This is a genomic window from Parablastomonas sp. CN1-191, from assembly GCF_049354825.1.
Taxonomy (GTDB): domain Bacteria; phylum Pseudomonadota; class Alphaproteobacteria; order Sphingomonadales; family Sphingomonadaceae; genus Novosphingobium.
In genome coordinates, this window is sequence record NZ_CP186480.1 from 1,145,020 (window position 1) to 1,157,190 (window position 12,171).

A 12,171-nucleotide genomic window follows, 5' to 3' on the forward strand; every position below is an offset into this window, starting at 1 on the left:
TTGGAGAGATTTGGGAGGGGATTAGGAGCAAGCCGGCGCAGGCGGCCATTGCCAAGAGGCGTCCCGAGAAGCTCCGTTCCTCAACTGCCACAGTGAAGGCGCATTCATCCCGGCCGCGGCAGTGTGATCTCGCTTAGACTCGATAAGGTTATTACCACTCGATTGGGAGTGACATTGCGTCATCGCATCCGTAGGGGCGCGCGCATGTGGGATCGGGACGTCAGATTCGCGGTACGTGAGCGGCTGCAGCGGGAACACTGCGGCGATGACGACACACGTATTGTCGAAGAAATGGGAATTTGGAACGGTGCGGTTCGCGTTGACGTCGCGGTAATCAACGGCGAGCTGGCAGCTTACGAATTAAAGAGTGCACGAGACACTCTGACCCGGCTACCGAACCAAGCAGCACTTTACAGTCTCGTGTTCGATCGCGTCTCCCTCGTCGCTGCTGAAAAACATCTTGAAGCTGCTCAGATGAAAATACCGGAGTGGTGGGGAGTAATCCGTGCGCGCACATGCGGCGACTCCGTCGAATTGGAAGAGGTGAGGAAGGCGCAGCGTAATCCTTCACAAGATCCGATTCAGCTAGCCAAGTTGCTGTGGAAGGAGGAAACTATCGGCCTTCTTCAGGCAAATAACGCTCTAACGGGCCATCGGAGCGCTTCGCGCGATCAACTTGCGAGGCGCTTGACTGAGGTGTTGGATCATAGCGCGCTCGCCCATGGCGTGCGGCGATGCCTGAAAGATCGGTCAACATGGCTAAGGTAGTCGGGCCGCAACCAGTGAAAGGTGCCGATTAGCCGCGAAGGACGCCCATTTTTGTCGGCTGGCCATTTTTGGAGCCCCGGCAGCGGCCTGCGTAATTTGGCCATCGGCCCAAGCGTTTACTCCTCCGAAACCTGCGTTCCCGGCAATTGCTCCGGCGTGAGACTGATACTGAACCTGCATCGGCTGGCCGTAGGGGCCGCCAGTCGAGCGGCCTTTGATTATCAGCCAGGAATTATCGAGCGTGTAGCGTGCGCTAACTGTCGCATTTGCCATTGCCACACCGGGAGGCTCGTTAAGGTCCGGATGGCCCGTGAGATAGTCACCGTAGTCGAGACTGAAAGGAACCTGTGTTCTTACAGCTGACCAAAGCAACCAGTCAGTTCTCGGAATATTGTTCGCGCCGTATGATAAGCTCGTATGGTCCTTAGGAGCGGCAGCTGCCGCCAACGTCACACTTCTGTAAGCTGACAGAACCGAAGCGTGCTGGCTTAGGACACTGATCAAATACCCCGAGTATGACGGCACATCTATCGACGCCACGTGCCTAACATCGAGCACTACATCGACATGGACGGGCGCGATCCCGCTCGCAGCCACGAAGCTTGCTAGCATCGACAGGTTTGCGACCGAGACTTTGATTATCAGACCATTTTGATCAACCAAAGACCGACCGAGCTGTTGATATGCTTGCGGGTCATTTAGCCCGATTGAGGGCATTGTCGGTACGCTCGCTCCGCGGAGCGCCGCCAATAGCGTGGAGAAAGTCGTTCCAGTGCCAGTGTGTTGGAAATTAAAAGAGCCGTCCAAGCCGATCACTTGGCCTCCAATCGCCAAAGCGAGTTGCCCGGCAAAACGGGGAGAGACTGTTTCACAGACGTGGAACAGAGGCAGCATCCGCGATCGAGCCTGAGGAGAAAGATTAGCGAGCGCATCAATCTCGCCGGCCTTAGTCTTCATCATCGGGATATAGCGGTGCGGCATGATAGTCGTCCCCTCAGACAGCAGGTAAATGTACTCGCTTTGAATTAGTGATCAAGATCGCTCCGCCAAGTGGCCCACGATAGAGTCCATTATCTAGAAAATACAAAAGCGCCTTCGCATTTGCTTTTTGGATGGGCATCGCGACTTTCCCATCTTGGATTTCAATCCCAAACCCCTGCGAAGCTCCCGCATCTACGATCTGCTGGGCAGTATATTCATCAAGCGTTCCGCGTGAAACGATAGCATGTACAAGTTTTCTCATCTTTTGATCAGAGATAATTTTGAAAGCATCGAGGTCGTTCACGCTTATCGATTCGTGACCGCAAAATGAATCAAGCTCTGCATCAGTTGCCTCTCGGTACATGTCAGTCAGGTCGAATATCAGTCGAATACGACTTAACTTCTTAAACTTTATCCGGCCCTGCTCAATCACGCCAGCTAGAGTCGACCCGATAGCGAATGTAGGTCGCGTCAAACGGTTGAACGTGTCGCCAGCAAGGGTAAGCGTGAAACGCCGCTCGAGAATTTGCCTCGGCGAAAATTCTTGAACGAGTAATTTCGGGCCATCTAGCATGACGGCCAAACCCCGAATTCCCTCTTGATCAAATTCATTTACGTCTACTTCTTCAAGCGCGACAACATTCTGTTGTGCCGCTTCGAAAATCGCAGCAGCTTGCGCCGTCAGAGGCGTATATATCACCTCATTGCTGTCAGGATCCCAACCTCCATCGAACAGTATTTCTTCGTCCACATCTGCAAAGAACTCCTGCTCCTGCTGAATGAAAATACCTTCAAGCTGATTTTGCACATCAGCGGTGACACGTATCCGCTTCAACGATAGCTCAGCGCCTTGCCTACAGATTGCTAACAAATTTACTGGCATCGCGGTTATCCCAAGTCGATAAGGATGTATTCTGTCAGCTGTCCGACATTTGATATTTGGGCAGTATTACGAATCTGCTTCTTTGTGACCAGCACGTACGAGACGCCCTCGACAGAGCTCACCTTGTAGAAATGCCACCCGATAAGGCCAAGCAACGGGTTAAAATGATAATTATAACCCGTTGCAGTCATCAGTGAGAATATAGCAAGTGTCGGTATCAACAAGTCAAGATTCAGCTGACCAAATTCTGCGGTAAAAAGTGGTGAAAGGTACAAAAGCATGAAAGCGATATTTTCGCGATCAGCAGCCTCCACAGTCGAAAATTGGAAATTGAAACGTTCAATCAAACTACGTGCTCTCGAAAGCAATACCGCGCAGAGGGCAGTTAGCAAGCCACACGCGATCAGCAGACTAATTGCGACGCCCAGGTATCCATCTCGAAACGCGACCCACGCATACACCAACCCAACTGGCGCAATGGCTGAGAGTACGAGAAGAAGTTTGGCAACCCGGCTGAACATTCTCTCTTTGTTCCAGAGATTCCCCTACAAGTCGAGTCCGCGCCTGGTTGAGCGGTGCAAGGGTCCCGCCGCGGCAAAGCCGCGTCGTCGAAGGGCTCGGCTGCGCTTTAGGCTTGCCGGCCCCCGGCCGGACGGCGCCTGATCGCGTCTAAGCTGCGGATCGCTTCGCAATCCTTGCTTACACGCGGGCGCTCGTCATTCCTCACCCATCCGCAACGCCGCGATAAACGCCTCCTGCGGGATGCTGACGTTGCCGTATTCGCGCATACGGGCTTTGCCTTTTTTCTGCTTATCCAGCAGCTTCTTCTTGCGGCTGATGTCGCCGCCGTAGCACTTGGCGGTGACGTCCTTGCGGAGGGCGGCGATGGTTTCGCGGGCGATGACTTTGCCGCCGATCGCGGCCTGGATCGGGATCTTGAAGAGGTGGCGGGGGATCAGGTCTTTCAGCCGTTCGCACATGCCGCGGCCGCGTTCCTCGGCCACGCCGCGGTGGACGATCATCGATAGCGCGTCGACCGGCTCGTTGTTGACCAGGATGCTCATCTTCACCAGGTCGCCTTCGCGCAGGCCGATCTGTTCGTAATCGAAGCTGGCATAGCCGCGGCTGATGCTCTTGAGGCGGTCGTAGAAATCGAACACGACTTCGTTGAGCGGCAGTTCGTAATTCACTTGCGCGCGGCCGCCCACGTAAGTCAGCCCGGTCTGGATGCCGCGGCGGTCCTGGCACAGTTTCAGGATCGAGCCGAGGTATTCGTCGGGCGTGTAGATCGTCGCCTTGATCCACGGTTCCTCGATCGTCTCGATCCGGCTGGGATCGGGGTAATCGGCCGGGTTGTGAAGCATGATCTCGCGCGCGCCGTCGGTCTTGCTGGCGCGCAATTGGATGCGGTAGACCACCGATGGCGCGGTGGTGATCAGGTCGAGATCGTATTCGCGGGTCAGGCGTTCCTGGATGATCTCCAGGTGCAGCAGGCCCAGGAAGCCGCAGCGGAAGCCGAAGCCGAGCGCGGCGCTGCTCTCCATCTCAAAAGAGAACGACGCATCGTTGAGCCGGAGGCGGGCGATCGATTCGCGCAGCTTCTCGAAATCCGCGGCGTCGACCGGAAACAGCCCGCAGAACACCACCGGCTGGACTTCCTTGAAGCCTTCCAGCGCCTGGGTGGCGCCGCCCTTTACCGTGGTGATCGTGTCACCGACGCGGGCCTGGGCGACGTCCTTGATCTGGGCGGTAATGAAGCCGATCTCGCCCGGGCCAAGCTCTGCCAGCTCGACCCGCTTGGGGGTGAAGCAGCCGACCCGATCGATCAGGTGCTCGGTCGCGCCTTGCATGAACTTGACCGGCAGGCCCTTCCTGATGACGCCGTCGATCACGCGCACCAGGATGACGACGCCGAGGTAGGGATCGTACCAGCTGTCGACCAGCATGGCCTTCAAGGGCGCGGTGCGGTCGCCCTTGGGGGGCGGGATTTTCGCGCAGACGGCCTCGAGCACTTCCTTGATGCCGATGCCGGACTTTGCGCTGGCAAGGACGGCCTCGGACGCGTCGATGCCGATGATCTCCTCGATCTCGGCGCGGACCTTTTCGGGCTCGGCGGCGGGGAGGTCGATCTTGTTGATGACGGGGACGATCTCGTGGTCGTGCTCGATTGACTGGTAGACGTTGGCCAGGGTCTGCGCCTCGACCCCCTGCGCCGCGTCGACGACGAGGAGCGCGCCTTCGCAGGCGGCGAGAGAGCGGGAGACTTCGTAGGCGAAGTCGACGTGTCCGGGGGTGTCCATCAGGTTGAGCTGATAGGTGACGCCGTCGGCCGCGGTGTAGGACAGGCGCACCGTCTGCGCCTTGATGGTTATGCCGCGCTCCTTCTCGATGTCCATGTTATCAAGCACTTGTGCGCTCATCTCGCGCTCGGTCAGCCCGCCGGTAAACTGGATCAGGCGGTCCGCCAGCGTCGACTTACCATGGTCGATGTGGGCGATTATGGAAAAGTTGCGTATCTTGGAAAGGTCGGTCATCGCTGGCGCCCTTAGCCGGGACCGGACGCCCTGTCAGCAGGCGGCGATCAGGCCGCGCGATTGCCCCGCGCACGCTCATTGACCTGGCCGAACTTCGGCATCGACAGGCCCACCGTGCCGGGCATCATGCCCGGCAGCAGCGATTGGCCCGGCTGGAGGGCAGTGAGCTGCATTCCGGCCTGGACGATCAGGTAGGGCGAGACGCGGTGGCGGGTGCACAGGCCCCCCGCCCCGTCGTCGACCAGCGGAGTCTCGAATTCCAGCCCTTGCATGGCCCCGGCCGAGCGGCGCACTTCGGCCACCGCAAGCTGCCCCTCGCCGAAATCGACCACGAACTTTTCCCCCACGGGCACGTCGACAAGGCCTTCGATCATGGCCCCGGTGCGCGACAAGTTGCGCATCGTCACCTCGTAACGGTGATCCTCGTGAATCAAGCCGACCTTGCGCAGCACCGTCCGGCGTTCGGGGCGATACTTGCTCGGACCCTCTGGCTTGATGGTCCAGGTGCCGTCCTCCAGCGCCTCTGCCACCATCATCTCGGGCAGCGGTTGCGCGTAGATGTAGCCCTGGATCTGCTTGACGCCGAGTTCGCGCATCAGCCCGAGTTCGTCGTGCGCCTCGATCCCCTCGGCGGTGGTGTCCATGTCGAGCGCCCCGGCCAGGCTGACGATCGCGCTGATGATGGCGCGGTTGCGGCTGCCCGGCTCGGTTACCCCGCGGATGAATCCCTGGTCGATCTTGATCTTGTCGAAGGGGGCCTTGCGCAAATACCCGAGCGAGGAATAGCCGGTGCCGAAATCGTCGAGCGCCAGCCGTACGCCCAGAAGCTTGAGCGACGAAAAGGCATCATCTGTCACCTGGTCGTCGTTGAGAAAGATCGATTCGGTGAGCTCGAGTTCAAGTCGCTCTGGCTCAAGCCCGGAATTGGCCAGCGCCTGTGTGACGACGCCGGCAAAGCCGACGTTGGTGAATTGTACCGGCGATACGTTGACCGCGACGCGCAGCGTACCGGGCCAACGGGCTGCGTCGGCGCAGGCCTGCTTGAGCGCCCAGTCTCCTAGGGCGCCGATCAGGCCCGCTTCCTCGGCGATCGGGATGAACACCGCGGGCGAGACGTCGCCAAGCTCCGGGTGGGTCCATCGCAGCAAGGACTCCACGCCGATGACACGGTCCGACTTGGTCTCGATGATGGGTTGATAGGCTAGCCAGATCTGATTGCGCGCCAGCGCGTCGCGCAGATCATCCTCGATCTGGCGGCGGCGTTCCGCTTCGGCATGCAGGTCGCTGGAATAGAAGCGGAACTGGCCGCGTCCTCCGCCTTTCGATGCATAAAGCGCAAGGTCGGCCGAGCGAACGAGTTCGTCGGCGCCAACGCCATCGTAAGGCGAGATGGCCACGCCGACCGAAGCGCCGATGATGACCCGGCTGCCCTCGATCTGATAGGGTTGCGAAACCATCTGAATGATCTTCTGGGCGATTTCTCCCAGCCGCCCGCGGTCGTCCAGATCGGGCAGGAGGATCTGGAATTCGTCCCCGCCAAGCCGGCCGATCTCGCAGCCCTTCTCGGCAATAACGCTCTGCAGTCGCTGCGCAACTTGCTTCAGCAACTCATCGCCCGCCTGATGGCCAAGCGTGTCGTTTACCTGCTTGAAGCGGTCCAGATCGATCATCATTACCGCGCAGGCGCGGCGGGCCGCCTGATAGGCGTTTAGCGTCGAGAGCAAGCGCTTGCCCATGCGGTGGCGATTGGCGAGCCCGGTCAGCGAATCGTACTCGGCCAGGCGCGAGGCGTCGCGCTGGCTCTGGCGAAGGGCGGTGATGTCGGTGCCGTTGCCGCGATAGCCGATGAATGTGCCTTCGCTGTCGAACTGGGGCCGGCCCGAGATCGACCACCATACTTCGTGTCCTTCGACCGCGGCGCGCACCGCAAGGTCGTTGAAGGTCTTGCGGGCGCTGAGCAGCAGCGGCAGCGTCCGTTCCACGCCATCGTTCTCATCGCGTTCAAGGATGAAAAGCGACTGGACCTGCCGGTCGAGCAATTCGACATGCGGACATTCGAGGCGCTGGGCAATGCACTGGGAGATATAGATCACGCGGCCTTCGGCATTGCTTGCCCAGAACCACCCGGCACCCGAATCCTCGTAATCGCGCAGCAACAGCAGGGCTTGCTCGTGCTGCTGTTCAGCGGTCAACGCAGAACCGGCGGTATTCCGCCGTTTTCCGCCACTACCGAACAACGAATTCAGCCGCCCCACGTGCACTCCGCATGGATTCCAGAGGGCACCCGCGGCACCCTTCACGATCGGACTACCAGCTTCGTGGTTGATATTTGCCTAACGCGCGGCCCAGACCTGTAAGCCGTTCCGGCAGTGCCGCGTATTGCACCGGCTGGCACCCCTTTACCTCCCGGCCGGGTGCTGACACGATGCGGCATTGACGGGGCCTGCGGCGATCGATGCCGCACACGCCGCTCCGCCGCTTCCTATGGCGCCGGATGCGGCGCCGGACACGTGAAAGGTCGCCGGATGCGTCACCTCGCCATCATCGGATCGGGTCCTGCGGGCTATTACACGGCAGAGGCGGCCACCAAGCTGTGGGGAGAAGACGTGAAGGTCGACATCTTCGATCGTCTCCCCGTCCCCTACGGACTGATCCGCACGGGCGTTGCGCCCGACCACCAGTCGATCAAGGGCGTCTCGCGCCGGTACGAAGGCACCAACCTGGCCGACAACGTGCGCTTCGTGGGTAACGTGACGCTTGGCGAGGACGTGACCGTGGCCGAACTCCAGGACTTTTACGATGCGGTCATCCTGGCAACCGGTGCGCCGCATGATCGCAAGCTGGACATCCCCGGCGCCGATTTGCCCGGCGTGGTCGGAAGCGCTGCGTTCGTCGGCTGGTACAACGGTCACCCGCAATTCGCCGCGCTCGACCCGCTGCTGCACACCGACACGGCGGTCGTCATCGGGATGGGCAACGTCGCGCTCGACGTCGCGCGCATCCTCGCCAAGACGCGGGACGAATTCGCCGGCAGCGATATCGTTAGCCATGCGCTCGAAGCGCTGCAGGCATCGGGGATCCGCCGCGTGGTCATCCTCGGCCGGCGCGGCCCGCACCAGATCATGATGACGCCCAAGGAACTGGGCGAGCTTGGCCACTTGTCGCGCGCCGCGCCAAGGGTCGACGCTGCCGATCTCCCCGACGAGGGCGAGGACGCGCTGCTGGAACCAGGCCTGCGCAAATCGGTCGGCCATTTGCGCAGCTTCGCGGCCATTCCGGAAAGCCACTACGCCGATGTTCCGATCGAAGTGACGTTCGATTTCTTCGCCGCCCCCGTCGCTGTCGAGGGCGATGGCAAGGTCACGGCGATCGTGGTCGAACGTACCGCCGTCCAGGCCGGGCGCGCCATCGGCACCAGCGAAACCTATCGCATCCCCTGCGGGCTGGTGATCAGTTGTATCGGTTACCAGACCTCGCCGATCCCCGGCGTGCCGTTCGACGAGCGACTGGGACGCTTCGCCAACGACGAAGGACGGATCCTGCCGGGCCTTTACTGCGTCGGCTGGGCGCGGCGCGGCCCATCGGGCACGATCGGTACGAACCGGCCCGACGGATTCGCAGTGATCGAGAAAGTCGCTGCCGACATAGGCGGCGGCGCGGGCAAGGCGGGACGCGCCGGTTTCGACGCGCTGGCCGAGGCGCGCGGCCTCGACATCGTCACCTTCCGGGACTGGAAAAAGATCGAGGCGGCTGAAGAGGCGCGCGCCCGCGAAGGCGCACCGCGCGAAAAATTCGTCGATATAGCCGAGATGATCAAGGCGCGGTCGTAGCGGCGGCTACTCCGCGGCCTGAGCAATCTCGAAGTCGCGCTCGGCCAGGAAGCGTTCGGCGTCGAGCGCGGCCATGCACCCGGTGCCGGCGGCGGTCACCGCCTGACGATAGGTGTGGTCCATCACGTCGCCGCAAGCGAAAACGCCCGGGATCGCGGTCTTGGGCGTGCCTGGTGTAACCACGATGTAACCGCTGTCGTCGAGCGCCAGCTTGCCCTTGAACAGCTCGGTCGCGGGCGCGTGGCCGATCGCCACGAAGGCGCCGTCGGCCGCCTCCTGGCTGCGCGCGCCGGTCACCGTGTCGACCAGATCGAGGTGAGTCAGACCCTTGCCGTCCTCACCAGCGAAATGGTCGATCGCCTTGTTCCAGAGAACCTTGATGTTGGAATGAGCGAACAGGCGATCCTGAAGGATACGTTCGGCGCGCAGCGAATCGCGGCGGTGGATCAGCGTCACGTCCTGCGAATGGTTGGTCAGGTATAGCGCTTCTTCGACCGCGGTGTTGCCGCCGCCAATGACGACCACCTTCTTGCCGCGATAGAAGAAGCCGTCGCAGGTCGCGCAGGCCGATACGCCCTTGCCCGACCATTCCTGTTCGCCCGGCGCGCCCAGCCACTTGGCCTGTGCGCCGGTGGCGATCACCAGCGTGTCACCGATGTAGATGTCGCCGCTGTCGCCAGTGGCCGTGAAGGGTGAGCCCGACAGATCGATGTCGACGATCGTGTCCCACAGCATTCGCGTGCCGACATGCTCGGCCTGGGCCTGCATCTCCTGCATCAGCCAGGGGCCCTGGATCACGTCGCGGAAACCGGGATAATTCTCGACGTCGGTGGTGATCGTCAGCTGCCCGCCGGGCTGAAGCCCCTGGACCACGATCGGCTTCATTCCCGCGCGCGCGCCATAGATTGCCGCGCTCAGCCCGGCCGGGCCGGAGCCGATGATGAGCATGCGGGTTTCGTGCGTGGCCATGGCAGTCCTGTTCGTGTCCGGCGCGCGAGATAAGCGCTGGCGGCAGGTTTTGCCAGTGGAGCTGCATGGTTCGTCCACCGCTTCGGCAGGCTGCTCGGTCCTCGCCGCGCCGTGCCAGGACCCGGGCGATGGGCCTCGATTGACGCTCCGCCGCAGCTTGGGCATTGCCGCGTCATGAACACGCCCGGCCCCACTTCGAACACGTTCATCTCGCAGCGCCTGAAGCTGCATTATGTCGATTGGGGCAACCCCGGCGCGCCGCTGCTGATCCTCCAGCACGGCGGGCGCGATCATTGCCGAAGCTGGGACTGGGTCGCGGCCGAACTCGCGCAGGACTGGCATGTCATCGCGCCGGACTTGCGCGGGCATGGCGACAGCGCGTGGGCCGCCGACGGCGATTACGACATGGATTCGTTCGTCTACGACTTCGCCCAGCTGGTCCATTCGCTCGGGGAGCAGCAGGTGACGATCATGGCGCACTCGCTGGGCGGCATGATCACCACGCGCTTCGTCGGGCTGTACCCCCAGAAGGTGCGTCGCTTCGTCAATATAGAAGGGCTCGGCCCGTCCCCCCAATTGCTGCGCAAGCGCGACGAGCAGGGGTTTGCCAACCGATTTCGCGAGTGGATCGATGCAAAGCGCAAGGCCGCCGGGCGCGCGCCGCGCCGCTACCCGACGATCGAGGCCGCGTACCAGCGCATGAAGGAAGAGAACGGGTTTCTTACCGACGCGCAGGCCCGCCACCTGACCGTGCACGGCACCATCCGCAACGAAGACGGAACCTTCAGCTGGAAATTCGACCCCTACCTGCACGTTTGGCCGTTCGGCGATCACGCCGAACGCGAGATCGCCAGTCTGTGGGCGGACATCAGCTGCCCCATGCTGCTGCTGTACGGCAGCGATTCCTTCATGACCAACCCGGAAAGCGACGGCCGCGCCGCGCATTTGCCAACCGCCCAGGTCGTCGAATTCGCGGATGCCGGCCATTGGCTTCATCACGATCAATTCGACCGCTTCCTTCGCGAGGTTCGGGCTTTTCTCTAAACCGGCTCTACATAGCGGGCGCGCAGGAGTTCGCGCCGCGCGGGCGTTACGCCAATGACCTCGGCCAGGTAGCCCTCGGGTCCGCCCTCGTAAGCGGCGACCACGGACAGTGCGCGCTCGATGTATGCGCCGCGCACCGCCATCAGCGTGCGCAGCGTCGCGTCGTCGGCCGCGGCGTAGCGGCTGCGCAGAAGGGCGGCGCCTTCGGCCAGACGGCGTTCGGCGTCACCGGCCACGTTGGTTAGCTCGTAGTCCGCCATGATATCGTCTTTCGCCACGCCCACCGCGCTGTGGAACAGCGCGACCGCGAAGCCGGTGCGGTCCTTGCCGGCGACGCAGTGGACAAGGCTGGCCCCGCGGCCGTCGACAAGCACGTCGAAATAGCGCCGCAGCATCGGCAGCAGCCCGGGCCTGAACGGAATCCCCTCATAGGCCGTCATCAGCGCCCTGTCGGCCGCCCCCGCATCGAGCGCGCCGTGCGCTGCGGCCAGGTGGGGGGCCAGTCCGGTCGTCTCGCCATCCGGAACGTGGACATTCGCCGCAAAGCCGGGTCCGCGGCGGCACGGGTGCGCCGCGCGCTCACTCGCCCCGCGCAAGTCCACGACATCGGCAAGGTCAAGCGCATCAATCGCGGCAAGGTCGGCGTCGGTCGCATCCTGATGCTGGGCCGATCGCCAAAGCACGCCGCGCCGCAGCCGGCCGCCGCCGGATACGGCATAGCCGCCATAATCGCGAAAATTGTGCACGCCGTGCAGCGGCAGGACCCGGTCGTTCATGCCCCCGCGCTAGCCGGCCCGGCCGCCGAAGGGAACCGCCCGCCGTCCCCGGCGTATCCTGCGGTGAAGGAGCATCACGATGATCGATCGCAAAACCGCCGACCAGACCCCCGAGACCCACAACAGCGAGCAGGACGACGAGGACACCCAGGCGCAGACGGTCGCGGACCAGGCGATGGAGCGTAACACCAGCGTCCTGGGCCTCTCCGACACCGAGAAGGTCTCCGGCGGGCTCGAAGACGACAATGTCCAGGATCTGGTCGATCACATGAACCAGATGGAAACCAGCGGCGTCATCGACAACAGCGCCTTCCTGGGTGAGCGCAACGACGACGACGAGGAGGGCATTCTGGGCGAAGCGGCCGAGGATTGATCCTTCGCGGCCA

Annotated in this window: 11 protein-coding genes; 4 read left to right on the plus strand and 7 right to left on the minus strand. The window is 62.1% G+C overall.

The genetic code is table 11. The features are described from left to right. The first annotated feature begins 204 nt into the window (after positions 1-204). On the plus strand, positions 205-768 hold the full coding sequence (locus tag ACOYW6_RS05740; protein ID WP_423142850.1) for a sce7726 family protein: 564 nt from the start codon (positions 205-207) through the stop codon (positions 766-768). Here the strand turns inward: ACOYW6_RS05740 and ACOYW6_RS05745 are convergent. From ACOYW6_RS05745 to ACOYW6_RS05765, 5 genes are all read right to left on the minus strand, one after another. Further along, positions 760-1,749: a beta family protein gene (locus tag ACOYW6_RS05745; protein WP_423142851.1), complete on the minus strand. Its 990-nt coding sequence runs from the start codon at positions 1,747-1,749 to the stop codon at positions 760-762. The two genes, ACOYW6_RS05740 and ACOYW6_RS05745, sit on opposite strands and share 9 nt — an antisense overlap. Positions 1,750-1,762: 13 nt before the next feature. Continuing rightward, positions 1,763-2,584, minus strand: a complete 822-nt coding sequence (locus ACOYW6_RS05750; RefSeq protein ID WP_423142852.1) for a hypothetical protein — start codon at positions 2,582-2,584, stop codon at positions 1,763-1,765. Positions 2,585-2,637: 53 nt separating this feature from the next. Then, entirely contained in the window at positions 2,638-3,153 is a 516-nt protein-coding gene (locus tag ACOYW6_RS05755) for a hypothetical protein (RefSeq protein ID WP_423142853.1), read from the minus strand. A 195-nt stretch (positions 3,154-3,348) separates the two neighbouring features. Continuing rightward, positions 3,349-5,166: a translation elongation factor 4 gene (lepA, locus tag ACOYW6_RS05760; RefSeq protein ID WP_423142854.1), complete on the minus strand. Its 1,818-nt coding sequence runs from the start codon at positions 5,164-5,166 to the stop codon at positions 3,349-3,351. Positions 5,167-5,213: 47 nt separating this feature from the next. Further along, positions 5,214-7,358 carry a putative bifunctional diguanylate cyclase/phosphodiesterase gene (locus ACOYW6_RS05765; protein WP_423142855.1) on the minus strand — a complete coding sequence of 715 codons (2,145 nt, stop codon included), beginning with the start codon at positions 7,356-7,358 and terminating at the stop codon, positions 5,214-5,216. A gap of 333 nt (positions 7,359-7,691) precedes the next feature. Between ACOYW6_RS05765 and ACOYW6_RS05770 the strand changes: the two genes are divergently transcribed. Further along, complete coding sequence (locus tag ACOYW6_RS05770; RefSeq protein WP_423142856.1) at positions 7,692-8,996, plus strand: FAD-dependent oxidoreductase; 1,305 nt, start codon at positions 7,692-7,694, stop codon at positions 8,994-8,996. 6 nt (positions 8,997-9,002) lie between these two features. Here the strand turns inward: ACOYW6_RS05770 and trxB are convergent, their stop codons facing one another. Continuing rightward, complete coding sequence (trxB, locus tag ACOYW6_RS05775) at positions 9,003-9,965, minus strand: thioredoxin-disulfide reductase (protein ID WP_423142857.1); 963 nt, start codon at positions 9,963-9,965, stop codon at positions 9,003-9,005. Positions 9,966-10,139: 174 nt separating this feature from the next. Between trxB and ACOYW6_RS05780 the strand changes: the two genes are divergently transcribed. Then, the gene (locus ACOYW6_RS05780; RefSeq protein WP_423142858.1) at positions 10,140-11,009 is read left to right on the plus strand and encodes an alpha/beta fold hydrolase; all 870 of its coding nucleotides are present in this window, start codon (positions 10,140-10,142) and stop codon (positions 11,007-11,009) included. Here ACOYW6_RS05780 and ACOYW6_RS05785 read toward each other — a convergent pair. Then, the gene (locus tag ACOYW6_RS05785; RefSeq protein ID WP_423142859.1) at positions 11,006-11,785 is read right to left on the minus strand and encodes a tyrosine-protein phosphatase; all 780 of its coding nucleotides are present in this window, start codon (positions 11,783-11,785) and stop codon (positions 11,006-11,008) included. The two genes, ACOYW6_RS05780 and ACOYW6_RS05785, sit on opposite strands and share 4 nt — an antisense overlap. Positions 11,786-11,864: 79 nt before the next feature. On the opposite strand from ACOYW6_RS05785, the gene ACOYW6_RS05790 reads away from it, so the two are divergent. Beyond that, entirely contained in the window at positions 11,865-12,158 is a 294-nt protein-coding gene (locus ACOYW6_RS05790; protein ID WP_423142860.1) for a hypothetical protein, read from the plus strand. Positions 12,159-12,171: the final 13 nt, after the last annotated feature.